Origin of the sequence: Halohasta litchfieldiae (genome assembly GCF_002788215.1) — an archaeon.
GTDB lineage: Archaea > Halobacteriota > Halobacteria > Halobacteriales > Haloferacaceae > Halohasta > Halohasta litchfieldiae.
The window spans coordinates 2,789,432-2,812,620 of the sequence record NZ_CP024845.1 but is presented as its reverse complement, the minus strand read 5'-3'; the positions used below and the strand labels follow the sequence as shown (position 1 = coordinate 2,812,620).

The following is a 23,189-nucleotide window of genomic DNA, read 5'->3' as shown; positions in this document are numbered from 1 at the left end:
AAAGCGCGAGGATTCCTCCGTTGAGGGTTCGGCTACCGACCCACGGAGGCAACTTGCGGGTTCGTGCGCACTTCTTTGGGACTTTCGTGAGGGTATAGTTTCCCCGACCAGTCGTGGTCGTCCCACTCGAATCGCACGGGCCGTGCCATCGGCCTGATTTCGCAATTGCTGTTTTCCCGAAGGAACGTCTCTGACGCCGTGAGGTCGGCGTGCCCCTCGAAGCCACATGGACACGTCAGCGTATCCTCGTGGCGAACCGTCTTCTCGTGGTCGCCACACTCGGGACACGTCTGACTCGTCCACGCTTCCGACTCGGTTTCGAGGCTGATGCCGTACTCCTCACAGACGCACGCGAGACGGTGGATGAACTTCTTGAACGCCCAGAAGTTGTGCGTCTTCTCGTTCACCCTGACCGACCAATGCGCTTCCAGCACGTCTGTCAGGTCGCCCACGTACACCGTCGCCACGCCCTCATCGTACAGCCGTTCAACGAGGTCGCGCACCAGCGCGTTCTGTGCATGGTCACGACGCTTCGTCCGCTGTCGGTACAGCCGTCGAATCCGATTCGAGGAGTAGCGACCCTCTCGGAGTTTCGACTGTAGGCGGGCGATTTCGTCTGTCGTCTCGCGGAACCGTCCGAACAACTCACGACCGTCGTAGAGGTACTGGTTCCCAGTAGTCGTGGAACACGCGACGAGATTGTTCGCTCCAACGTCGAGGGCGGCTTCTTCCGAAGCCAGTGGTGAATCCAGTCGAGAATCAGGTACGGTGACTGGTTGAAAAGCCCTGAACGTGTCGCTAACCTCGTCGTACTCAAGTTCCAGACGACCCTGTTTGCCGTCCCACTTCGGGTTGCCTCGGACTTCGAGGCGGAGTCGTTCGTGGTAGCCGAGTCCGTATTCGTCTTTCAGTTCTTGCCCGACAGGGATTTCGAGACGGCTACGTTTCCCCCACTCAATCGTGTACTGGTTGCATCGGATGTAGGTACGGAGTTCGCGTCCGTCCTCCTCGTTGCCCCAGTACGACGGTGGGTTGGCGTACTCGCCTTTCTCCTTGAGGGCGAAGAACGACCGCCACGCTTCGCTGTTCTTGCGCGTGACCTGTTGAACAGTCGCGCTTCCGACGACGCCGTTGTAGCGTCCTCGGTACTCGGAAGTGTCCCACACGTCGCCGTCACCGAAGTAGTTCTGACGACGTTCGTAGGTCAGTTCGTTCCACAGAGAAGCGGATGCATCGAGTAGCCGTAGGAGGCACTCTTTGTCGTTCTCGGTCTGTGGCACGACCTCAAAAGTGTTGGCACGCTTCATTCGTCGTCACCCTCCTGTTCAGCGATGTACTGTTCGACAGCGCCCTTCGAGGCGCTTCCCGCTGTTCCGACGTAGTACGAACGAGTCCACTTCACGCGGTCGTCGTACCGCTGGTTGTACTTGCGGGCGGAGATGCCCTTCACCCAGTTGACGATGAGCGACGGGGCGTTCTTCGGTGGACTCCCGATGAACAGGTGTACGTGGTCGGGCATGACCTCGGACTCGGCCAGTTCGAGGCCCTTGTCCTCACAGATTTCCGCGAAGATGGATTCGAGACGTTCCTTCGTCTTCCCCGTCAGGTGCGAACGCCGATATTTCGGCACGAACACTATGTGGTAGTAGAGTTCGTATTTCGCGTGACGGGTACTCTTCACCATCTATGCATACTATCACGGTCGGACGGCTTAATGATTGCGTTGGAAACCCCGTCTATGCCATCGTCGGCGGTTGAATACTGTTGGTCGGCTTCATCCCCGCCCTGAAGGGCGAGGCTTTCGCCTCGAATTTCCAGTAAACTGCTCGCTTTCACGTTCGAGATTCTGTGCAACCATCCGCGCGAAATCCGGTTCGTCGTCGACGTGGAGAATCCGTATCTCCTCGGTCGGAGAGAGATCAGGGTGTGGTGTCTTGTTCATTATCGGGTGTTCTACAGAGAGAATTGATAGACTGACAGTTGCTATAGCAACCACGGCTAAATATTTACTGTACCAGAGAGTGGCTGCTCCGCTCGATAGGGTACTACGTCTATTGTGTCAAATTTATGAATCGGACTTCGACAGTACTTCTTTGAAACATATGTTCCGCTGCTGATAGCATAGGCGAAATCCAGCACTACCGTTCTTCGTCGGAAAAATAAAAGAAACTGAGTTGCGACCTATTCAGTCGTCAGCCGGAGCCGAGCCGCCTTCGGTTGCCTGCTGTTTGGTCCACGAGAGCTTGCCACCGGCGGCGAGGATGTCGCGCTCGCGTTCGGAGGCGTCGAGTTCGGCGGTGAACTCCCACTCGCCGTTGACACTGCAGGTGAACTCCTCGTCACCGTCTCGGACACCGTCGCCGATGTCGTCGACGATCTCGATGTCGTCGCCCTGCTCGATCTTCGCGTAGGTCTCTTCGTCGATTGCCAACGGGACGATCCCGAAGTTGAACAGGTTCGCCTTGTGGATGCGGGCGAAGCTCTGGGCGAACACGGCCTCGATGCCGAGATACATCGGACAGAGGGCTGCGTGTTCACGCGAGGAGCCTTGGCCGTAGTTCTCGCCAGCGACCAGCACGCCGCCGGGCGACTCCTTGGCTCGGGTGGCGAACGAATCGTCGACACGCGAGAGGGTGAACTCCGAGAGCTTCTCGATGTTCGACCGGTATTTCAGGATGTCTGCCGTGGCGGGAATGATGTGGTCGGTCGTGATGTTGTCATCCATCTTCAGGATGGTCTCGCCGCCGACGGTGTCTCCGAGGGGGTCCTTCAGCGGCACGTCACCGATGTTGGGGCCCTTGATGAGTTCGTCGTCGATGGCGTTGTCCGGCGAGATGAGGTCGGCCTTCGAGCCGTCGTACTTTTCGGGCAGTTCGATCTCTGGGGCTTCGAGGTCGCCGAGTTCCTCGGCGAGGTCCCGTGGGTCGACGATTTCGCCGGCGATGGCTGCGGCGGTCGCAACCTGCGGCGAGCAGAGGTAGACGTTGTCGTCTTCGATCCCCGAGCGACCCTCGAAGTTGCGGTTGAAGGTACGCAGCGAAACGGAGTCCGAAGCCGGAACGTGACCGATGCCGATACAGGCACCACACGTCGCCTCCGAGAAGTTGACACCGGCGGCCATCAGTTCGGCGACCCAGCCCTGACGGGCGAGAATCTCCGCGGACTGCTTGGATGCAGGCGCGATAATCATCTCGGTGTGCTTGGCGACCTCGCGGTCTTTGAGCATCTTCGCGCCCGGCAGGATGTCCTCGTAGCTGCCGTTGGTACAGGAGCCGATCATGACCTGCTCGACGCGCTCGCCGGCGACTTCGTCGACGGGCACGACCTTGTCAGGCATGCTCGGACAGGCGATAAGGGGTTCAAGCTCGCCGAGGTCGATGACGATCTCGTCGGCGTATTCGGCGTCCTCGTCCGCCGAGAGGTCGACGAACTCCTCGGGTCGACCGACGCGGTCGAGGTAGTCCTGTGTCTGTTCGTCAGTTGGGAAGATCGACGAGGTGGCTCCGAGTTCGGTTCCCATGTTGGTGATCGTCGTTCGCTCGGGGACGGTGAGCGACTCGACGCCGGGACCGGTGTACTCGAAGACCTTGCCGACGCCACCCTTGACGCTCAGGCGGCGGAGCATCTCGAGGATGACATCCTTCGCGGAGGCCCAGCCCTCGAGCTCGCCTTCAAGTCGGACGTTGACGACTTCCGGCATCTCAACGTAGTAGGCGCCGCCACCCATGGCGACGGCGATGTCGAGACCACCCGCACCGATTGCGAGCTGGCCGAGACCGCCGGGGGTTGGCGTGTGGCTGTCGGAGCCGAGCAGCGTCTTGCCGGGCGCGGCGAAGTTCTCCTTGTGGACGTTGTGGCAAATACCGTTGCCGGGTCGGGAGAAGTGTGCGCCGAAGGTGCCAGCCGCCGAGCGGAGGAAGCGGTGGTCGTCGGTGTTTTTAAAGTCGAACTGATAGGTCTGGTGGTCACAGTACTGGGCGGCTAGCTCAGTCTGGACGTCTTCGAGGCCGAGCGCCTCGAACTGGAGCCAGACCATCGTCCCAGTCGTGTCCTGGGTGAGCGTCTGGTCGATTTCGATACCGATCTCTTCGCCGGGGGTGAGCTCCCCTTCGACGAGGTGATCGTCGAGGATCTTCTCTGTAAGCGTCTGTCCCATAACGTTCGCTGATGGTCCCTACGCGGGTATAAATCCCGCGTATTTCTCGACTGTTAACCGTGTGGAATACAGCCGCAACTGTCAGATTGTTCAGATTCACCGGCCTATTGTCGACGTTTTTCAAGCGTTCGAACCCATCGGAACTCGGTAAGGTTTAGGCCACACCGACAGAGTGCCGATTATGTTCGAATCCGGCGCGCTCGTTGGCCAGCATATCTCCCCAATTGCTGACACACAGCTCCAGCCGAACGGCGTCGACCTCACGGCTGCGAAGATTTATAAACAGATAGGCACAGGCCGGATCGGCCGCGACGGCAAGGAGATCGGCGACCGCGAGGAGGTCGAGCCGGTCGACGGCACCTTCACACTTGAGCCGGGAGCCTACATCGTCCAGTACGGCGAGACCGTCCATATACCCGAGGAGCATATCGGATTTATATATCCTCGCTCCTCGCTGATGCGCAACTCCTGTATGCTCCACACTGCGGTCTGGGATGCGGGCTACGAGGGCAAAGGTGAGGGTCTGCTTGAAGTCCACCACGAAATCGAGATCGAGCAGGGCGCACGCATCGCCCAGATCGTCTTCGCAGAGGCTGACCACGACGGAACCTACGACGGGAGTTATCAGGGCGAGAACGTCGACTGAGACGGGGTGCTGTCAAACAGTCCGTCTCAGTCGGTTTTCAGCCGGAGGTCGTCGTCGAGTTCCCCCACTGCCTCGGGGTCGACGTCGAGCGCCTCCTCGTCGGCCACCAGCGAGGCGAGATACGGCGCATCGGGGTTGAAATGGCTGTGGGTGAGCTTCGAGGCGGTGTGTTCGAGCGCCCTGTCCAGCGAGGGCGTCGTTTGGACGAGGCGGTGGCGAATCCCGCGTCGACGGTCGTGGATGAACAGTTCGATCTCGTCGGTCGGCACGAAGATGTCGACCGGTTTGAGGATCACGTCATATGACCGCTGATAGTGGCTAAACACGAGGGCGTCGGCCAGCGACTCATCGCCGAATTTGACGATCTCGGGGTCGACTGCCCAGCCCGGATCAAGCTGCTTGTCGATCTCGCGATAGTTGACAACGTTTCTGACGGTCGTTCGCTCCCGAATCGTTTCGAGATCGATCTCGTCCCCACGCGTGAACAGCGTCACGAACCCCTTGAGCAGTACTTCGACCGGTTCGATGACCGAGGTATCTGTCGACTCCTCGATCTCTTCGGGTGTGGGTACCTCCCGGTCTGTGGCCTCGGCTGGGGCCAGAAACGGGCTGTCGTCCGGTGGGGTGCCAGTGTCGCTCATCGTGTGGGTCCTTTTGGTCAGTGCAGTCGACTCTCTGTAGATAACTGTTCGTTCTATGTGGTAAAAAATCCCTCGTACGTGTCTGACGTTCTGGTTTCGCCCGATGCTACAGTATGTAAACAGAATCTGTTACCGGACGAGTGTCGACAGGAATCTGAACGCGATGTCGACGGGGCTGGGAGGGAGTTGAACCTCACTCGCTCACTGCGTTCGCTCCCTGGTTCAACGCCCTCCGTAGCCGCTTCGCTCCTCACGTTGTTCGTCGCAGAAGCGGGCTGGGAGGGAGTTGAACCCCCGACCGTCTGGTTAAAAGCCAGACGCTCTCCCTAACTGAGCTACCAGCCCTCATCCTGACTTGCCTACACGCATTAATAAGGGTTTACATCAATCGCCGCTACGACTCCACCTCACACAATCCCGTCGACTGACAGACTACTCCTCCGCAAAGTAGTCCGCGAGCGCGTCGGCCACCACGTCTCCGGGCGCGCGGTTCGTCATCGAGGCTCGGTGTCGAAGCTCGATGTACAGCTTCGACGGAAGCTCCATGGAGAGTCGACCGGGCGTTATGCCGTGGTCCTGAAGTGCAGTCTCAACATCAGTGCCGTTGTTGACCGCGCTGGCAACCGACCGAATATCCCGCACGGTGAGCTCCGCATCCAAACTCGCCCACGCGAGAAGATATCGATCTTCGGCTGGGACGCGGGCGATGTGTTTGGCTGCTGTCGGCGCGATATGACCGCGGGCGACGTGTCGACGGATCGACTGGGGCAGATCGTGAACCCGCGCCCATTTCCGGATAAACGAGATCGTGACCCCCTCACCGGCCTTCTCTGCGGCGGCCTTATACGAGCCGACCCCGCGAACGAGTGCCGCACACGCGGCCGCGCCACGAAGCATCAACACGTGGTCGTTGCCACCGACCGCACCCGTTGCGAACTCGTGGACGACCGTGGCGGCTTCGTCGACGCTGTCGGGATCGTCAGGATCGAAACTGACTACCTCGGCGGCCCGCTCGCCGGTGATCTCTGGATCCGCTCGAACCACCGGCGTTCCAACTGGCGTCTCCCGTTCAGAGCCGTACTCCTCACTCATTGCCCCGGCTAATGGTCGCATTCAGTAAAAGTATCGCGTTCACTCGTTGCCCTGTCGACGCGCCGACACCACGTGCTCCACTCATTCATCAGTAGAGCAAACAGCTATCGGCTTCAAAGCGTTTTTCGTGGATTGGGGCAGACTCCGTTCCTGATCCATTGCAATTCACCCCAAAATTCGAATCACTGTCGGATGCTGCTTGCCTCACTGGCCCGGATGGACCTGTCACGTCGACCGGTCGACGGGAGAGGTGGCTCACTCAGTGGGCAGGCCGTCACTGCCTCCGAGACCCACAGACAGCATATATATTGGATCGGAGGCAGGCTATCGAATCAGCGACCGTTACGGACAGGGGGCGGCGGCTTCCTTCTCGCTGTCGGACTCGCTGTCGGCGTCGCCCGTTTCAGCGTCGACTGACTCGTCGTCGTCCGACTCGCTGTCGGCGTCAGCTGCGGCGTCTTCGCGCTGTTCGGAGAGGTGTTCCCAGACTTCTGCACAGCCGGCCCCATCGGAGAGATTCGCTAAGTGGTCGGTATCGTTATCGCTCATTGGTTCTCCTCCGTGCCGGTTGTTGCTGCATTCATCGAGTATTCCTACAGTCCCATCACGGTTAACCACGACCTAACCTGTAACACTGGCCCGCGCTCTGTGATACAGGAGACTGTTGCCCCTATTACCGACGCCGAAATAGCTCCGAAACCACCTGACTACGGTCGATTCTGATTTGTATCTGGTGTCATCGGTGCGGTCAGTGATTGCTGTAGACGACTGATACACACCTGTGGGGAACCTACCCAACCCCAATGAGTGTCGCCCTTCGCATTCTCGATGACGGTGCGTGGCTGTCGGTGAACGATCAGCGACGCGTCAGCGTGAGTGAACTGTGGCGGCTCGATGCCCCTGATTTCTGCGACTGTGACCTCGTCGACTTCATCGCCGAGGGGTTCACCGGAGTCAGCGCCGACGGCAGTGATGTTGCGGTGACGACCTACGGTAAATGCATTGCCTGCGGTGAAAGCGGTGTCCCCGGCAAGCTTCCGGTCGGTACCATCCGCCAAGGCACGTACGAGGGCTACGACCGCGAGAACATCATCATGCGCCCGATTGAACGCCGAACGGGCAAGTAGCAGCAACAATACCCGGTATACGAAAGCACCGGGGAGGGTTGACGCGGCAGGCGGCTGTTTAGGTATGGGGATATAGAAGTCTAGTATGCCAACCGACGTTGAGCGATGGAAATCTGAGGTCTACGGCAACGAGATCCGTGAGCACCTCTATCGATTTGCAGAGGACGGATGGGACGCGATTCCGGACGACGAGAGCGACGCGTGGTTCGAGCGCTTCAAATGGTGGGGACTGTACCACCAGCGCAACGGCCAAGAAAGCTACTTCATGATGCGGATCGGGACGCCCAACGGCGTTCTCGAACCGGGACAAACTGAAGTCGTCGCCGAGATCGCCGAGGAGTACGCCACCGGTCCGGGCACCAACCCCGAGTTCGGCGACGCCTACGTCGACTGGACGACCCGCCAGTCGATCCAGCTCCACTGGATCAAGATCGAAGACATTCCGGAGATCTTCGAAAAGCTCGAAGCAAACGGTCTTTCGACCCAACAGGCCTGTGGTGACTCGTGGCGCAACATCGTCGGCAACCCGATGGCTGGCAAGGCCCCGGAGTTTGTCGACGCCTGGCCCGTGATCCAGGAACTCAACGACCGCTTCAAGGGCAACGACGATCACTCGAATCTTCCCCGCAAGTGGAAGGTCTCGGTCACTGGCGCACCTGATGGCTCCGGCCAGGGTGACATCAACGATCTGGCGCTTGAACCCGCTTATAAAGAGATCGACGGCGAGGAAGTCCGCGGCTTCAACGTTGCTGTCGGTGGCGGGCTCTCCCGTAACGAGCCACGTATCGCCCGACAGCTCGATGTCTTCACGCGACCCGAAAACGCCGCAGATGTCGCCGCTGGCATTTCGTCGCTGTTCAATGAACACGGCGACCGCGAGAACCGATACAACGCCCGCATCAAGTTCCTCATGGACGAGTGGGGACCAGAGAAGTTCCGCGAGACCCTCCAGGACGACTTTGTCGACTTCGAACTCGAAACCGCAGGCGTCGACCTCCGCGAGCAGTACACCTACAACGCGGGCGGCGAGGAACACGGCGACCTGATCGGCGTTCACGAACAGCGTGACGGTAAGTACTACGTCGGACTCAACGTCCTCGTTGGTCGGATGGGTGCCGAAGACACGAAAGAACTCGCTGAACTTGCCGAACAGTACGGCTCCGGCGAGGTCCGCGTCAGCCAGCGACAGAACGTGATGATCACCGACGTGCCCGAAGAGGATCTCGACGATCTGCTCGAAGAGGACCTCCTTGAGCACTACTCGCCGGATCCACATCCATTCATGCGTGGTTCGGTCGCCTGTACTGGCACCGAGTTCTGTTCGCTCTCGATTGTCGAGACGAAGAACCGACAGGTCCGCTACGCGCGATGGCTGAAGCAAAACGTCGACCTCCCAGAGGGCGTCGAGGACTTCCACATCCACCTCTCTGGATGTACCGCATCCTGTGCCCAGCCGCAGATCGCCGATATCTCTCTCCGTGGGATGAAGACCCGGAAGGACGGCGAACCGGTCGAGGCACTCGATATCGGTCTCGGCGGCGGGCTTGGCGAGAACCCACACTTTGCGGAGTGGGTCGGCCAGCGCGTCCCCGTCGACGAAGTTCCCGGTGCAATCGAGAACCTCCTTGCGAGCTTCGAAGACCAGCGCGAGGGCGACGAGACGTTCCGGACGTTCATCGCCCGCCAAGACGAGGAGGAACTCGAAGCACTCATCGAGCCCGAAGAGACCAGCTACGATGACCCCTACATGCACAACACGAAGATGACGTGGTACCCATACGCCGACAACGACGATATGGATGACTCGCCAGCGCCGACCGACGGCGAGGGCAACTCCATCGCGCCGGCTGACGACTAACTGGGGCCCGCGTTTTCTTTTTTATTTTTGTGGCCTGAGCAATAGCTGTAGAGTGGAGATACGGTCGGTAGTCGACGGCTACTCGGCCATCGGATGAGCACCGACACCCGGCACCGAACAGCCGACCGACACCGACTGACAGCGTCACCGCTCCCGATTGCCTCTCGCTGGTCGACTGACTGCCTCGCTACCGAACGAGATAGTAAGGGTCGGTTTCGATTTGGGATTCGAGAAACGATTCCATCTCACCGGCCCGAACCCCCATGACGTTCAGCCCATTGAGCGAGTGGTGGTCCATGACGCCTGCCGAAACCATGTCATCACGAAGTCCATACCGGTTCCAAAAGTAGAGCGAACTGTTTTTCGTATAGTTTCGCTGTGTGATCTGCTCGGTCGTCCCGTTCGTTCGGAGTTCCCCCTCGATCCCGATAGTATCGACGTAAGGAACGTCACACACTCGCTCGATGTAGTGGAGCTGTGTCAAGATCAGCCACGGCGTCCCAATATTCAGGTAGAGAATGTTATCCGCACTCAACTGCCCGTAACAGCCCTCCGGCGAGAACGTGTCTCTGACCGTACAGCCATCGAACCGATAGGCCCCGTCGACGAGGATCGAATGGATCGGATCCCCCGTCCGATACGTCGCGTCGGTGAAAAACAGCGAGGCAAAGGCACCGAGCTCCGGCGGCGTCTCTTGGACATCGAACACACCGGTTTCACGGAACGACCGCGTAAACCCCGGTGTGAGTATCGACTCGAAGTTGGCCTCGAGTTTCGCCATGATCGCCTCGTATGGGTTCCGCTGGAGGGCCGTTTTAATATCGCTCAAACCGATATGGACGAACACCACATCACTGTCGGCGTACTGTTCGAGAACCGCATCCAAGACGGCCTCGTCCACCGGACCACACGGCTGTTGGAACCGTTTTAATGCGTAGTGTTTGGCGCTACACCATGCCGTCTCCGGGAGGTGTGTCACCCGCTGGATAGCGTGTCGACCGGTCCGAAAACTGCTGTTTGTATCTGTCGTCATGGTGTGAAGAATTCTCAGCGTAATCGACCGCAATGACGAACCCCCATTACGTCACCCGACAGCCTGAGTAACTGTGTTCTTCCCTCTACGTTCTGTCACCGTTTTTATCTTTCTACGCACGTTCCAACTGGTACGTTACTAGTTGTGTCTCATAGCGAACTGGTTACGGTAACACCGACCGCGGGTTCGTATCGATGACGGCTGGTCGACGTGGCTCCGTGAGGGGTCGTACTCCGGTAGGTGGACTATAACAAACACCGGGAGGGACACCGTATGGAGTATGATACGCATGCCACTCGATAATTCAGAGACGACGAGACGTTTCTCGTCGACCGGTCGGCTGAGTAGTGCGGACCGATGGGGAAGCAACACCGAACAGTCGGATAGTGATTGGTGATGCGAATTCAGTTCGATGTCACTCATCCAGCCCACGTCCATCTGTTCAAAAACGCGATCAGAACGCTTGCGGCCGACGGCCACAGTGTTGCGGTCACCTCCCGAAACAAGGAGGTGACGACAGCACTGCTTGACGCGTACGGAATCGAGCATACGGTGCTTTCGACCAAAGGAACGAGCACGGCGGCACTGGTTTCGGAGTGGACGCTTCGTGAGTTCCGAACGGTCAGATTCGCCCACAAATTCGACCCGGATGTGATCGTCAGCCGGGCGCTGCCATCGGCCGTCCATGCGGCGGCGCTCACCGGGGCCAAAAGCATCGTCTTTACCGACACCGAGTACGCCTGGAAAGTCTCGAAGCTGATCGCTCCCTTCGTCGACTACTGGTGTACGCCCGAACACTACACACACGATAACGGCGAGAAACATCGGTTCCACAACGGGTTCGACGAGTTGGCCTATCTCCACCCCAACTGGTTTACGCCGGACAGCGACCGACTCCGCCAGTACGGCGTCGACCCCGACGAGCCATACTTCGTGCTCCGATTCGTCTCGATGGGTGCCCACCACGACGTCTCGCGCGACGGCTTTTCGCCCGCCGGCAAACAGCGGCTCGTCGAAGCGTTATCGGACTACGGCACGGTCTACATCAGCTCCGAGCGGCCGTTGCCGCCGGAACTCGCAGAGTACGAAGCTCCGGTTCCACCGGAGGAGATCCACCAGCTGCTGGCGTTTGCGGACCTCTTGGTCGGTGATAGCGAGACGATGGCGACCGAGGCCGCACTGCTCGGCACGCCGACAATTCGGGCGAACTCCCATGCTACCGACGGCGTTCTCGGCGTCTTCGTCCAACTCGAAGAGCGCGGCCTCGTCGAGTCAATCGAGGATATCGAGGTTGCCCACGACCGTGCCATCGAGCTGGCGACCTCGCCCGACGCGAGCGAGACGTGGGACCGTCGGCGGGACGAACTGCTCGAAGAAACGGTCGACGTCACCGACTACATGCTCGATGTGATCGATGAGGCCGCCAATGAATGAGGCCACACACCCGACACAGCAGGAGTCGGTCGCCAATGAGACTGCCGAACTTCGGGTGTTGAGCCTCGTCACGAACCACCGTGCCAGATTCTATCTCCAACAGGTCAACCGTCTCAGAGAGCGTGGATTTACCGTCGACACCGTCACCGTCCCGGACGGAACCAACGGTTCAGGCTCCAGACAGATCACTGATTATGCTCGGTTTTACGCCGCGGCACTGCGTGCGAGCCGCGGCGAGTACGATATCGTTCACGCGAACTACGGATTGTCGGCCCCACCCGCGGTACTCCAGTGGTTCCATCCGACTGTCGTCGAACTGTGGGGGAGTGATCTGTTCGGCACCTACAGTCTGGTCAGCCGGTGGTCGGCTCGGGCCGCCGACGAGGTGATCGTCATGTCCGAGGAGATGGCCGCCGAACTCGACCGTGACTGTCACGTTATCGCCCACGGGATCGATCTCGACCGGTTCCGGCCCGAGCCACAGTCTGCCTGTCAGGCCGACCTCGGCTGGGATCCCGAAGCGACCCACGTTCTGTTTCCGTACCCCCCGACTCGCGACGTCAAGAACTATCCACGGGCCGAACGCATTGTTGCTGCCGCCGCCCAGCAACTCGACGGTCCCCTCGAACTCCACACGGTCGACGGCGTTCCCCACGAGGAGATGTACACCTACATGAACGCCGCCGACGTGTTGCTGTTGACCTCACACCGGGAGGGGTCGCCGAACTCGATCAAAGAGGCAATGGCGTGTAACCTTCCCGTCGTTTCGGTCGACGTCGGCGACGTCGCCGACCGGCTTACCGGTGTCTCGCCGTCGGCCGTCCACACCGATGACAGCGACCTCACTGATTCGCTTGTCGAGATCATCCGCGCTGGCGAGCGGTCCAACGGACGCGACATCATCAGTGAGATCAGTCTCAATAGGCAGATCGACCGCCTCGTCGAGGTCTATCGGCGTGCGGTCGACGCCTGAGATAGCCATGATACGACCGAGTTCTCGCTGACCGATACACCCGGAACCGAACCGCCGTTTGGATACGCTGTGATACCCAAGTAAAATAATATTTATCTGGTAATTAGACAAATATACCAGATTACGTTTATTTTATGTGGTCGAATATGAGATCGCTTACTTTGCAGTTGGACCATCAGTTTAACCCGCTTCAGAGATGGTTACAGAGGGATTCGACCGTGCTGTCGACTCACTACAGAATTCCATTATTGGACGAGATAATAGGGATTCTGTTCGATTTTGGCTTCGAGAAACGCCTGTATATCACCCGCCCGAAACGCCATAATATTCAGCCCGTTAAGCGAGTAGTGATCCATGACGCCTGCCGAAACCATATCATCACGGAGTCCACGTCTATTCCAAAAATATAGATAATTGTTTTTCTTATATGTTTGCTGTGAGATCTGTCGTGTAGTTCCATCGGTCGTTAGCTCTCCATCGATCTCGACGGTCTCGACGTAGGGGACATTCGACACTCGCTCGGTGTAGTGGAGCTGTGTCGAGACCAACCACGGTGTCCCAATATTCAGACACAGAACGTTGTCCGCACTCAACTGCCCGTAACAGCCCTCCGGCGAGAAGGTGTCTCGGAACCTACAGCCATCGAATCGATACTCCCCGTCGACGAGAATCGAATGGAGTGGATCGGGAGTCCGGTAGGTTGCATCCTCGAAAAACAACGACGAGAAGGCACCAAGCTCCGGCGGTGTTTCGTCGACGTCGAACACGCCCGTGTTCCGGAACGATTTGGTAAATCCCGGCGTCAGGACCGACTCAAATCGACCTGTGAGTTTCTGCATCATCGCCTCGTATGGGTTCTGCTGGAGTGCCGTGTTGATATCACTCAGCCCGATATGAACGAAGACGACCTCGGCCTCGCGATACTGTTCGAGAACGGCATCCAAGAGGGGTTCGGCTACCGGTCCCACCGGGGTCGGCATCTGTTTCAGCACGTAGTGTTTGGCGCTACACCACGCCGTTTTCGGGAGCTGTGTTATTGATTGTCTCATCTCTGAATTCGAGGCAGTGAGTACGTCTCATATGAGATGACCACAGTAAACGGGCCAACAGTGATCAGAAGATCAGACTCGCTGTCATCCACTAGTACAGTATATGGTAATCTGTACTATAGTTATTCAAATACTACCGAACTCACACACAGTAAGCCACGGTTACTACCATCGGTTCAACCGCACCTGCCTAAGAATTAGGACGGTGACTTTTTATTTCTGTACCACTGTTACTGTTCAACTACACCCCGTTTAATTTCAGGCAACAACCACATGACACGCCACAGCACTCAATCGACGCGCGCCACGGTCGACGTTATTAATTTCTGGTGTGTGGCGATACTGGTTGTCTCGGCAGCATCGGTTGCGGGTGTCGTTGGGGCAGCAGTCGTGTCTGGAGAGTTCGATGAGAGAAATTTCAACGTGAATGCATCTGAAAACAGTAGCATCGAAGCGAGCGTCATAATGGAGACGCAGGCCGATGGGAGTACGCGCGTTCGCTGGTCGAAGCGAGGGGAGGCACGATATTTGGAGATCCGCGCCAACGGGGACGTCATCGAACGGTTGAGTTTCATCGGTGACGAGGTTGTCATCGAAGAAGGGCAGTTCGAGATATATGCCATCTACGAGAATGATCCACCATCACGAATCGACTCACGTGGCTAAGTGATGTGAGTAGAGTGGTATAAGTAGGGTTCGATTATACAATTTTTGGGCTTGTACAGTTTAATCATACCTGTATAACAATACTGCCAGAGGGTGTCATAGAAAGCGTCACACACGAAGACGCAGGATGTTGGAACTGTGTCTACGAGCGCCAGCATCCTGCAAGAGGAGACTTCTATCGACGAGTTCTTCAATGTAATGGCGACCGAGACGCTCGCGTTGTTCGAGCATCTTGAGTTCGACTTTCTCGAAGAATTCGATGTGTTCGCCCCCGCTCGCCGGGGGCGAACACGAGATCATCACCCACCAGCACTCTTCCGAGCGTTCCTGCACTGCTACTACAAGAACGTCTACGGCATCCGTCCAGTCACGCGAGAACTCCAGAACACGGTCGTCTGGCTCAGCTGTGGCTTCGATCGACCGCCGTCGAGAGACGCGGTCGATCGCTTCCTCACCGACCTCGAACACGTCGTCGACGAGGTCTTCGACCGCCTCGTCGAGCAGGCCGCCTGCCGCGGCCTGCTCGACTTGACCTACTCCATCGATTCCACCGACGTGAGGACGATGCCCGCCGACCAAGACGCGTCGAAAGGCTACGATCCAACCGCCGAAGAGTACTACCACGGCTACGGCTGTACGATCGTCTCGACCGGGCAAAAGATCCCGATTGCCGCGGAGTTCACCGAGAGCAAGCAAGCGCCAGAGGAGACGGCGATGCGCGTCACGTGTGACGCGCTCGCCGTCGAGAAACCGATCTGGATGCTTGGAGACAGCGCCTACGACACGCTCGGCTGGCACGACCACCTGCTGGCCGCAGGGGTCGTGCCAGTCGCTCCGTACAACGCACGAAACACCGACGATCCGAAAGACATCGAGTACAGGGTCGAAGCCCGCATCGACGAACACAGCGAGGACGTTCAGCTGAAGCAATCGACGCTAGACGAGACGTACAACCGCCGGAGTGGAGTCGAACGAACCAACGACGCCGTCAAGGACTGCGGCCTCGGGCACGTTCGCGCCCGAGGCCGCGTCCACGCACGAGCACAAGTGTTCCTCGCGCTGTGCCTTCGTCTCGTTATTGCGATCACCAACGACGAACGCGGAGACAATCCAGGAAGCACCGTCATCACGCTATGAGAACTATTCTATGACACCCTCATACTGCCACGGTATCTTTGACAGTCGCATATGAAGATAAATCGACGGCAGTTTTTGGCTGGCGTCTCCGGCGCCGGCGGGGTGACGGTTGCTGGCTGTCTTCAGTCCGACACCGGCCCTTCGTCAGACACTGACGATGCCGACCCTGAGACGAGCGACATTCCCGCCGACGCAGTCGACATCACCGAGCATGGGGCCGATCCAACCGGTGAGGAGTCGGTTGTTCCCGTGCTCGACTCTGTTGCTGAAGACGGTGCCGTAATCCATTTTCCGAGCGGTGAGTATCGGTTCGACGACACGTGGCAGTTTGACGGGTTCGAGCAGTTTACGCTGCTCGGGCCAGAGGCAACAATTGTCCCGGTCGAAGGGTTCGACTCGCATTTGTTTTACTTACAAAGTCGTGAGCCCCCCTCGTCGTTTCGGTTTGAGGGGTTTTCGTTCGATTTCACCGCGCCGAACACGGGTGGTCGACTGGTAGATGCCCAGATCGCCTCCGATCTGACCATCCGTGATGTCTCGGCCGAAGGAACTGTCGATGCCGACACCAATCTCGTCCGGGTCGACGTGACCGATCCGGACGGCTCCGGACTGGTCGAACGGCTCTCGTTGCCTGACGGTGCGACTGCCGACTACGATATTTCCGGCTGTTATGTCGGCAACAGAAATCGTGGTGATCTCCGATTCGTCGACTGCCACATCGAGGGGTTCCCGGACAACGGCCTGTACGCCGATCCGCCCGGTGGACGAATGGTCGTCGAAGGGGGAACATACGCCAACAGTGGGGTTTCGAATGTTCGCGTGCGCGCCGACTCACTGGTCCGCAACGTCCATGTCCGGTGTGACTCGGTCCAACCGGGGTTCGAGAATATGCGTGGGATTCGGTTGAGCAACTACAGCCCGGTATCCGAAGCCCCACCCGCAGTTGTCAGGAACTGCACTGTCGAACTCACCGAGGTAACCGGCGGAAGCGATGCGGCCATTGAGCTTGCCGAGGATCTCCCTGCAGCCGAAATCTACGATACACAGATCCATATCGACGTCGACAGTGTCCCAGCACTCAGGGCAAAATCGCCGAGAGAGCCCACCAACAGTGATAGTCTAAGCGGCATTCGCTGTGAAAACGTCCATATTACTGGGAACTGCGGTCGTGCCGCCGCAGTGTACATCGTCGACCGGGACCGCTGTCAGTTCGATACTCTCTGTGTCCATCAGACGGGACCGAATCAAAACGGGATCGAACTGCTCCGGTCGAACGACAACACGATCCAAAACAGCTATTTCAATGTCACTGGCGAGCCGGTCTTGCTCCAAGCGTCGACGTCGGATATTTCATCGCTCCGAACGGTCCCGCTCGACGACGATGTCGTCTCCATGTCGGAAGTCGACTGTGGCCACAGCCGGTAGTAGCCTGTCTATAACTCGTCGCAGGTATCGACTAACTGGTTTCACTACCTCCTTCTTGTCGTGCGATACTCTTACCCTGTGAGCCGCTCTCACACAAAGCGATACATAACAAAGGTGGTTTCGGAGACAGTGTGTGACAGTTCACTCTCAGGCCACCGTCTTATCGGCGGCGGCAGGACACAACTCACAATGAATGATACACGACGGCAGACGACCGTTCTGAAGGTACTGTTGGCGGTTGGATTCCTCGCGTTTGTCGGGGCCTTGGCGCTCGCATACAGCCGCCCGGCCACCGGCTACGAGATATCGATCTATCGGTCGACGCCGACCGGTTTCTGGGTCGGGAGCGTCATTGCAGGGATTATTGGGCTGACTGTCGCGTTTGCACCACCGACGCCACGTCGACTCCGGGGGCTTGCGCTCACACTCGTGACTGCTGTCGCCATGTCAGTGTTTGCGCTCCCCCTCGTTAGAAGCTACTTCTTTTACGGTGCCGGGGATTCGATGACACACCTCGGCTGGGCGCAAGGACTTAGTTCTGAAGCTTTGGGTGCGTTCGGCTTTATTTATCCCGCAGTCCACATGATGTCCTTGTTTTTGTCCGACCTCAGTGGCTTCGAACTAACCTACACGCTCCAGTTCGTCCCACTGGTGGTGTTCCCACTTGTGAGTATTGTGTCGACGATGCTCTGTGTCCAATATCTGACCGATAGCAAGTGGGCAGTGCCGATTGGGCTTGCTGCTGGGCTCCTACTGCTTCCGATTAATCATCTCAGTATTCATCTGATGGCTCATCCCTCGAGTCAAGCAATACTCTTTCTGCCGTTCGTCCTCTATCTCGTCTTTCGGTTCGTCAACGATCCCTCCGACAGGTTCGCCTTCGCGACACCGATCGGTATCGCCCTCGCAGTCACCTGCGTTGCAACCGTCTTTATCCATCCTCAGGAGGCAATGAGTCTCATCGTGTTGTTGGGCACGATTGCGGCAGTCCAGTTCGGCTATAAACGGTTTCGGCCGACCGACCGGATCGCTCAACACAGACCACTGTACGCACACACGATTCTTACGTTCCTCGTCTTTGCCTCGTGGGTCCCACAGCACGAACGCCCCGTCGGTCGGATCCTATATGTTATTCAGCAGTTCCGTCAGGTTGGCGCCACGGCTGGCGCAGAACAGACGGAGACCCAGGCGTCGTCGCTGGTTGCACTCGGTGGCAGTATCGATGAGTTATTTGTAAAATTGTTTTTAGTAACACTGATTATCAGTATCCTCGCAGCCGTGCTTATGGCTGCTAATCTATTTGGCAAACTCAGTGACCGCACACCCGGACGCACCGCGTTGATGACATATCTGACCGCCGGACTTGTTCCGCTTGGAGGTCTCTTCGTTGTCGTCTTCGTGGCCGATCAGGGTGACCACTATTTCCGATTTATGGGGTTCATGATGGTTCCTGTAACCATCCTTGGTGCAGTCGCTATCTCGAAGCTCGCCACCCGACTCGAAGCGAACGTCTCACGGTCGACGGTTGCGACCGGTCTCGTCGTCATGTTTACTGTGATGGTGGCGATGCAGGGGCTCGCAATGCATCCCTCCCCGTACTACTATCAGTCAAACAACCAGGTCACCGAGAGTTCGATGGAGGGGTATTCGGTCGCCTTCGAACATCGAGATGAAGAGACTACTTTCATCGCGCCGAGAGGTGGCCCCGAACGGTATGTTCAGGTCTACTATGGTCGGCCGACCGCCGAACAGGTAGATTTCCCCCTCGATGGTGTTCGTGGGGAGGTATTTAATACAAATCTCTCGACAGCCTATGATGCCGACCGGTATATCGGAATCCGCGAAGCCAACTACGAGAGTGAAGTTGGGCTGTACAACGGGCTCCGATACACCGATGAGGGCTTCCGCTCGCTAGAAACGGAGTCCAACACCTACCGTGTCCAAGACAACGGTGGATTTCAGCTGTATCTAATCCGGAACGAGGCCTGATAATGTCGTTTTCGGATCGTATCGCCTACGGCGTCAAGGCGAGTTTCGGTGCCAAAATAGCTAGAATCATAACGAACGCGTTGCTGCTTGTGATCCTCACACGATTTCTGTTTACGACCGACCAGTACGGGCTGTTGTACACCGTGATCTCGGTGGTCGGTGTTGCATCGATGTTTGCGACGCTTGGGTTGCCGTCTTCGGCAGCGAGATACGTCGCTGAGTACACCGAAACGGACCCCTCACAGGTGCCCCGTATACTGAAGACGTCGGTGCTGTTCGTTCTTGGATTCGGTCTCCTCACGGCCGTCGTGTTAGCGGTTTTTAACGATCAAATTGCATCACTCGTCGGCGAGGCAGCAGTCGCACCGCTGTTGTTCGTCGCTGCGGTCTACGTCATCTTCGAATCGCTCCACAAGTATCTGACTGGGATCTTCCAGGGGCTCAACGAGATCGCGCTGAGCGCGGTAATCAATACGATTGCCCAAGTCGGTCGACTCGTCTTTGCGGTCAGTCTCGTTGTCGTTGGATATGGGGTTTGGGGTGCGCTCGCAGGCTATCTCCTCGGGTTCGTGCTGTCAGTTACCATCGGTGGATGGCTGTTGTACAGCCGGTTTTATCGGACGTTACCGAGCGCAAGCGAGACCGAAGAAGGGCTGGTTCGACGCATCCTCGAGTACAGCGTGCCGCTAACGGCGACCCGTGGGTCAACCGTTATCGATAAAAAAGTCGACACGATCCTGGTAACTGCGCTGGCGGGATTGACGCCGGCGGCGTTCTATGCGGTCGCCAAACAGGTGGCGGATGCCTGTGTCTCGCCGGCGAGTTCACTCGGCTACACCATCTCACCGGCGTTCGGCGAGGAGAAAGCTGGTGATCGGCTCGAACGTGCCGCCCGACTCTACGAGTACTCGCTTGAACACGTGTTGATTTTTTATATCCCCGCGACGGTTGGGCTGTTTCTCGTCGCCGAGCCGATGTTGCGTCACGTGTTCGGGGCGGAGTATCTCGGCGCGACAACGGTCATCCAGATATTCAGCCTGTTTATTCTCGCCAATGCGATCAACAAGATCACGACCGACGGTCTCGACTATCTCGGCCGAGCGAGGATCCGGGCGATCTTCAAAGGTGGGATGGCCGTCAGTAACGTCTTGCTTAACCTCCTTCTTATTCCGGTCTACGGCGCGGCAGGTGCGGCAGCAGCCACTGCGGTCACGTTCGGATCCTACACGCTGCTCTGTGTGTACATCATGACGACCGAGCTTCCAATTCAGTTCAGCAATGTCACACACTCCATTACCCGTATTTTCGTCATCGCTGGCGTCATGGGTGTCGGTGTGCAACTGCTGTTACCCTACGTCACTGGTGTTCTTACGCTGCTTGTGGTTGTTGCTGCCGGCGGTGGAATCTGGTTGCTACTGTCTGCGGCGTGGGGTGTCATCGATATCGAACAGCTTTGGTCGTACGTCACACCGTCGACTGCCGAATCGTAGCGACACCGCGGTGTGTAAAACAGACTGCGAGTGAGATCTTCTTTAGTCGTCGGACGGAACTTCGGATTCCGCGGAGCTCTCGGGCTGTTCGGCGGCCGTCGAGTCGTCGCGGCGAACGCTGTCGCGGATCGCTTCCTGGAGTTTGACTGTCCAGCGGGCCTCGTCGACTGAGACTGGTGGTTCGGTGCCGGTCAGCAGGGCCTCGGCCTCCTCCTCGAACTGGTAGTAGCTCCCGTTCCGTTCCATCGCAGTCTCCCACTCACCGGCACGTTTGTCTTTGAGGACGACACCGACGTTTTCGGCCGTCCCACGGACGCGGTCGACGATCTGATCGATGTTGTTCTGTGCGCGCGCCAGCGGTGAGGCCTTGTAATCCCGGTCGAGCCGGACGAGCGTTTGGGAGACGAGATCAGCTGCCAGCGTCGACTCCGAGCCGTGAACGTACAGAATACGTACAGGCTTGGTGCCCGAGAGCATCTTGATCGTACAGAGCGCGTCAGACTCACTGACGTACTGGATCTGGGCGCAGTCATAGCCGAACTCCATCTCGTAGCTCCCGACGAGGCTCGTCTGGGCTGAGACGTCCGCCTCGCTCCGCGGGAGACCGCCCGCATTGAGTCCGAGATACAATGGGTGTGGGAGTCCCTCCTCGAACTCCCCACCCAGTAGTTCGAAGTTCCAAGCCCCACGGTTTGCGACGTCGGGTTCGGTCGAGCCGGTGTACAGCAGGTCGACGCCGCGAATATCTCCGAGTTTACCCGACTCGATCTCTTCGAGGACCGTTCGCATCACTAAGCCGAACTTGTGGTTATGGACGACCGAGAACGGAACACCCTCTCGGTCAGCGACCGACGCGAGCTCCTCGAACTGTTCGATAGTCTCAGTGACTGGCTTTTCGACGAGGGCCGGAATCCCGGCTTCGAGAACTTGTGTCGCCACCGCTAGATGTGTTTGTGGGGGCGTGCAGACGTGGACCCAATCGAGGTTCTCAGCCGCGAGCAGTTCGCCTACGTCGAAGTACGCCTTGATACCGTACGACCTGGCTTTCTCTCTGGCGATCTCTTCATCGAGGTCACAGATTGCTACCAACTCCGTCTTCGGGTTCTGAGAGAGTCCGGAGAGATGATTTTCCGAAACAGTTCCGCCACCGATAACAGCCGTTCGAAGCGACATCGATACCATATGGACCTAACGGCTATTTTGTTATAGGCCGGTATCCAGCCGTCGACATCGCTGGTCCGAACACGTGGGAGTTCCGTATTCTATTGGATCAACTCATCTCCCAGTAACCGATGGCTGTCGCTGAATTGAGGTTCCACAGCCAGATTATACAGCTCCTACTTCACGTTGCACCGTAATTCACGATGGACAGAATGGTTCAGTAGAGCGGATCGGTTTTGTCGTTCCAACTGCTACTATTACATGAGTATGTCTGTAACGAAAATTGGAAAGAGCTCCAGTAAGAGGTTCCTAGTTCGATTTCAATTTCTGGGAAAGCTAGTAACGAGTCTCTATAGCCCTGATCTGACGACAGTTCTTTGTCTGTAAATTGTTGATTCTGTATCAAACCTCGATATAACAGAAAGCTTTTTTTAAGCATGTCTCTACTCGCCACTGTACACTTTCAGCACTATGATCGAAGACCTCTCTCCGACCCCGGCAGATAGCACAGGCACACAGACACACAGTTTCACACCTTCAGCCGACCAGTCGATTGATGTCTCAATTATCCGTGCGGTAGCATCCGTCTCCGGGGTTGATCCACTCTCTCTCGAACCACGTCTGTACGATGTCGTCGACCCGGATGCCCTCAAAAGACTGCTCAACTCTGCTAGCAGTGAGATGCGAATTACCTTTCTGTTCGGTGTCTACGAGGTCTCTGTGACAGGAGATGGGCATATTTTCGTTCGAGACGACACCACAGCAGTTCAGTAACTGCTTGCGGTTCCCCACTGTTTGCGATGTTCTTCCAACCAATAGACGCAGTCGATTACTGCCAGTTGTTGTGTTCGTATTCTGATCATTTCCTCTACATTTTTATACTAGTATGTTGAAGAGGTGGTTGTATGTCTGATTGGCTGACGGACGAAGAGCTTGATCGCATCTCGCAGTTCGTAGAGACACCCGCCTACGCGCGACGTCCCGAGATGCTTCTTCCGGACTCCGACGAGGAGTGACGGTCCCAATAGATTGTGTGGTAACTACACCCACGTCTTCGTGTGTGCCCTCCTTCGATACCATCAGTAGTTCGAGAGCGTCTACGAGAGTCACAGGATCATCGCTCTCGGTTACACACCGGAACGCGACGGGAACTGAAGCCGTCGGGCTTCACAGCTGGTGTTATAACTAACCGTGTAGGTTCGTAGAAACAGTCGCTCGCCGGCAGAGTGATCCGTCCGCAAAATATATCGCCGTATCGCTTACTCCACGCCGAAACAGGTGGTTTCTATGCCACGTGTCAGTGGCGTGGTCA

General features: G+C 57.6%; 21 protein-coding genes and 1 tRNA gene. 11 read left to right on the top strand and 11 right to left on the bottom strand.

The annotated features are described in order from the left end of the window. Window positions 1–32: 32 nt before the first annotated feature. From HALTADL_RS14200 to HALTADL_RS14190, 4 genes are all read right to left on the bottom strand, one after another. The gene (locus tag HALTADL_RS14200) at window positions 33–1,307 is read right to left on the bottom strand and encodes an RNA-guided endonuclease InsQ/TnpB family protein (RefSeq protein ID WP_012659667.1); all 1,275 of its coding nucleotides are present in this window, start codon (window positions 1,305–1,307) and stop codon (window positions 33–35) included. Further along, window positions 1,304–1,684, bottom strand: coding sequence for an IS200/IS605-like element ISHla16 family transposase (gene tnpA / locus HALTADL_RS14195; RefSeq protein ID WP_012659656.1), 381 nt, complete (start codon window positions 1,682–1,684; stop codon window positions 1,304–1,306). Before tnpA ends, HALTADL_RS14200 begins: the two co-directional genes overlap by 4 nt. A gap of 90 nt (window positions 1,685–1,774) precedes the next feature. After that, on the bottom strand, window positions 1,775–1,942 hold the full coding sequence (locus HALTADL_RS17475) for a hypothetical protein (protein WP_162551739.1): 168 nt from the start codon (window positions 1,940–1,942) through the stop codon (window positions 1,775–1,777). A gap of 243 nt (window positions 1,943–2,185) precedes the next feature. Next, window positions 2,186–4,156, bottom strand: a complete 1,971-nt coding sequence (locus HALTADL_RS14190; protein ID WP_089670980.1) for an aconitate hydratase — start codon at window positions 4,154–4,156, stop codon at window positions 2,186–2,188. 178 nt (window positions 4,157–4,334) lie between these two features. Between HALTADL_RS14190 and HALTADL_RS14185 the strand changes: the two genes are divergently transcribed. Further along, window positions 4,335–4,802 carry a deoxyuridine 5'-triphosphate nucleotidohydrolase gene (locus HALTADL_RS14185; RefSeq protein ID WP_265472958.1) on the top strand — a complete coding sequence of 156 codons (468 nt, stop codon included), beginning with the start codon at window positions 4,335–4,337 and terminating at the stop codon, window positions 4,800–4,802. A 26-nt stretch (window positions 4,803–4,828) separates the two neighbouring features. On the opposite strand, the gene HALTADL_RS14180 is transcribed toward HALTADL_RS14185, so the two are convergent. From HALTADL_RS14180 to HALTADL_RS14165, 4 genes are all read right to left on the bottom strand, one after another. Next, window positions 4,829–5,443 (bottom strand): hypothetical protein, encoded by a 615-nt coding sequence (locus tag HALTADL_RS14180; RefSeq protein ID WP_089670982.1) that lies wholly within the window; start codon window positions 5,441–5,443, stop codon window positions 4,829–4,831. Window positions 5,444–5,714: 271 nt separating this feature from the next. Further along, window positions 5,715–5,788: transfer RNA gene (locus HALTADL_RS14175), tRNA-Lys, on the bottom strand. 87 nt (window positions 5,789–5,875) lie between these two features. Then, complete coding sequence (locus HALTADL_RS14170; protein WP_089670983.1) at window positions 5,876–6,535, bottom strand: DUF7119 family protein; 660 nt, start codon at window positions 6,533–6,535, stop codon at window positions 5,876–5,878. 342 nt (window positions 6,536–6,877) lie between these two features. Further along, a complete protein-coding gene (locus HALTADL_RS14165; RefSeq protein ID WP_089670984.1) occupies window positions 6,878–7,084 on the bottom strand; it encodes a hypothetical protein in 207 nt (68 codons plus the stop codon). Window positions 7,085–7,338: 254 nt separating this feature from the next. Here HALTADL_RS14165 and HALTADL_RS14160 point away from each other — a divergent pair, with 254 nt between their 5' ends. Next, on the top strand, window positions 7,339–7,662 hold the full coding sequence (locus tag HALTADL_RS14160; RefSeq protein WP_089670985.1) for a hypothetical protein: 324 nt from the start codon (window positions 7,339–7,341) through the stop codon (window positions 7,660–7,662). An 85-nt stretch (window positions 7,663–7,747) separates the two neighbouring features. Continuing rightward, complete coding sequence (locus HALTADL_RS14155; protein ID WP_089670986.1) at window positions 7,748–9,520, top strand: nitrite/sulfite reductase; 1,773 nt, start codon at window positions 7,748–7,750, stop codon at window positions 9,518–9,520. 187 nt (window positions 9,521–9,707) lie between these two features. Here the strand turns inward: HALTADL_RS14155 and HALTADL_RS14150 are convergent, their stop codons facing one another. Next, window positions 9,708–10,553: an AAC(3) family N-acetyltransferase gene (locus tag HALTADL_RS14150; RefSeq protein ID WP_089670987.1), complete on the bottom strand. Its 846-nt coding sequence runs from the start codon at window positions 10,551–10,553 to the stop codon at window positions 9,708–9,710. A gap of 396 nt (window positions 10,554–10,949) precedes the next feature. Between HALTADL_RS14150 and HALTADL_RS14145 the strand changes: the two genes are divergently transcribed. Together HALTADL_RS14145 and HALTADL_RS14140 are read left to right on the top strand one after the other, a co-directional pair. Then, window positions 10,950–11,987, top strand: coding sequence for a DUF354 domain-containing protein (locus HALTADL_RS14145; RefSeq protein ID WP_089670988.1), 1,038 nt, complete (start codon window positions 10,950–10,952; stop codon window positions 11,985–11,987). After that, entirely contained in the window at window positions 11,980–12,960 is a 981-nt protein-coding gene (locus tag HALTADL_RS14140; RefSeq protein WP_089670989.1) for a glycosyltransferase, read from the top strand. The genes HALTADL_RS14145 and HALTADL_RS14140 overlap by 8 nt, the downstream gene beginning before the upstream one ends. A gap of 245 nt (window positions 12,961–13,205) precedes the next feature. On the opposite strand, the gene HALTADL_RS14135 is transcribed toward HALTADL_RS14140, so the two are convergent. Beyond that, window positions 13,206–14,009: an AAC(3) family N-acetyltransferase gene (locus HALTADL_RS14135; RefSeq protein WP_089670990.1), complete on the bottom strand. Its 804-nt coding sequence runs from the start codon at window positions 14,007–14,009 to the stop codon at window positions 13,206–13,208. Window positions 14,010–14,282: 273 nt separating this feature from the next. Here HALTADL_RS14135 and HALTADL_RS17470 point away from each other — a divergent pair, with 273 nt between their 5' ends. The 5 genes from HALTADL_RS17470 to HALTADL_RS14110 all read left to right on the top strand — a co-directional run bounded on the left by HALTADL_RS17470 (window position 14,283) and on the right by HALTADL_RS14110 (window position 20,716). Beyond that, window positions 14,283–14,675 carry a hypothetical protein gene (locus HALTADL_RS17470; RefSeq protein ID WP_143054109.1) on the top strand — a complete coding sequence of 131 codons (393 nt, stop codon included), beginning with the start codon at window positions 14,283–14,285 and terminating at the stop codon, window positions 14,673–14,675. A gap of 198 nt (window positions 14,676–14,873) precedes the next feature. Then, entirely contained in the window at window positions 14,874–15,812 is a 939-nt protein-coding gene (locus HALTADL_RS14125; protein ID WP_015911568.1) for a transposase, read from the top strand. Window positions 15,813–15,863: 51 nt separating this feature from the next. Beyond that, complete coding sequence (locus HALTADL_RS14120) at window positions 15,864–17,237, top strand: hypothetical protein (RefSeq protein WP_089673972.1); 1,374 nt, start codon at window positions 15,864–15,866, stop codon at window positions 17,235–17,237. A gap of 189 nt (window positions 17,238–17,426) precedes the next feature. After that, complete coding sequence (locus HALTADL_RS14115; protein WP_089673973.1) at window positions 17,427–19,226, top strand: hypothetical protein; 1,800 nt, start codon at window positions 17,427–17,429, stop codon at window positions 19,224–19,226. Between the two features lie 2 nt (window positions 19,227–19,228). Continuing rightward, window positions 19,229–20,716 (top strand): flippase, encoded by a 1,488-nt coding sequence (locus HALTADL_RS14110; protein WP_089673974.1) that lies wholly within the window; start codon window positions 19,229–19,231, stop codon window positions 20,714–20,716. A gap of 42 nt (window positions 20,717–20,758) precedes the next feature. On the opposite strand, the gene HALTADL_RS14105 is transcribed toward HALTADL_RS14110, so the two are convergent. Further along, window positions 20,759–21,889 carry a Gfo/Idh/MocA family protein gene (locus HALTADL_RS14105; protein ID WP_089673975.1) on the bottom strand — a complete coding sequence of 377 codons (1,131 nt, stop codon included), beginning with the start codon at window positions 21,887–21,889 and terminating at the stop codon, window positions 20,759–20,761. 459 nt (window positions 21,890–22,348) lie between these two features. On the opposite strand from HALTADL_RS14105, the gene HALTADL_RS18085 reads away from it, so the two are divergent. Beyond that, on the top strand, window positions 22,349–22,651 hold the full coding sequence (locus HALTADL_RS18085; RefSeq protein ID WP_162551738.1) for a HalOD1 output domain-containing protein: 303 nt from the start codon (window positions 22,349–22,351) through the stop codon (window positions 22,649–22,651). Window positions 22,652–23,189: the final 538 nt, after the last annotated feature.

What these genes read in the sequence shown, in the direction of transcription:
- HALTADL_RS14145 (WP_089670988.1), top strand. Translation starts at nt 10,950, where the DNA reads ATGCGAATTCAGTTCGATGTCACTCATCCAGCCCACGTCCATCTGTTC.
- HALTADL_RS17470 (WP_143054109.1), top strand. Translation starts at nt 14,283, where the DNA reads ATGACACGCCACAGCACTCAATCGACGCGCGCCACGGTCGACGTTATT.
- HALTADL_RS14155 (WP_089670986.1), top strand. Translation starts at nt 7,748, where the DNA reads ATGCCAACCGACGTTGAGCGATGGAAATCTGAGGTCTACGGCAACGAG.
- HALTADL_RS14170 (WP_089670983.1), bottom strand. Translation starts at nt 6,535, where the DNA reads ATGAGTGAGGAGTACGGCTCTGAACGGGAGACGCCAGTTGGAACGCCG.
- HALTADL_RS14140 (WP_089670989.1), top strand. Translation starts at nt 11,980, where the DNA reads ATGAATGAGGCCACACACCCGACACAGCAGGAGTCGGTCGCCAATGAG.
- HALTADL_RS17475 (WP_162551739.1), bottom strand. Translation starts at nt 1,942, where the DNA reads ATGAACAAGACACCACACCCTGATCTCTCTCCGACCGAGGAGATACGG.
- HALTADL_RS14125 (WP_015911568.1), top strand. Translation starts at nt 14,874, where the DNA reads ATGGCGACCGAGACGCTCGCGTTGTTCGAGCATCTTGAGTTCGACTTT.
- HALTADL_RS14110 (WP_089673974.1), top strand. Translation starts at nt 19,229, where the DNA reads ATGTCGTTTTCGGATCGTATCGCCTACGGCGTCAAGGCGAGTTTCGGT.
- HALTADL_RS14180 (WP_089670982.1), bottom strand. Translation starts at nt 5,443, where the DNA reads ATGAGCGACACTGGCACCCCACCGGACGACAGCCCGTTTCTGGCCCCA.
- HALTADL_RS14135 (WP_089670990.1), bottom strand. Translation starts at nt 14,009, where the DNA reads ATGAGACAATCAATAACACAGCTCCCGAAAACGGCGTGGTGTAGCGCC.
- tnpA (WP_012659656.1), bottom strand. Translation starts at nt 1,684, where the DNA reads ATGGTGAAGAGTACCCGTCACGCGAAATACGAACTCTACTACCACATA.
- HALTADL_RS14190 (WP_089670980.1), bottom strand. Translation starts at nt 4,156, where the DNA reads ATGGGACAGACGCTTACAGAGAAGATCCTCGACGATCACCTCGTCGAA.
- HALTADL_RS14150 (WP_089670987.1), bottom strand. Translation starts at nt 10,553, where the DNA reads ATGACGACAGATACAAACAGCAGTTTTCGGACCGGTCGACACGCTATC.
- HALTADL_RS14105 (WP_089673975.1), bottom strand. Translation starts at nt 21,889, where the DNA reads ATGTCGCTTCGAACGGCTGTTATCGGTGGCGGAACTGTTTCGGAAAAT.
- HALTADL_RS14165 (WP_089670984.1), bottom strand. Translation starts at nt 7,084, where the DNA reads ATGAGCGATAACGATACCGACCACTTAGCGAATCTCTCCGATGGGGCC.
- HALTADL_RS14160 (WP_089670985.1), top strand. Translation starts at nt 7,339, where the DNA reads ATGAGTGTCGCCCTTCGCATTCTCGATGACGGTGCGTGGCTGTCGGTG.
- HALTADL_RS18085 (WP_162551738.1), top strand. Translation starts at nt 22,349, where the DNA reads ATGATCGAAGACCTCTCTCCGACCCCGGCAGATAGCACAGGCACACAG.
- HALTADL_RS14115 (WP_089673973.1), top strand. Translation starts at nt 17,427, where the DNA reads ATGAATGATACACGACGGCAGACGACCGTTCTGAAGGTACTGTTGGCG.
- HALTADL_RS14200 (WP_012659667.1), bottom strand. Translation starts at nt 1,307, where the DNA reads ATGAAGCGTGCCAACACTTTTGAGGTCGTGCCACAGACCGAGAACGAC.
- HALTADL_RS14120 (WP_089673972.1), top strand. Translation starts at nt 15,864, where the DNA reads ATGAAGATAAATCGACGGCAGTTTTTGGCTGGCGTCTCCGGCGCCGGC.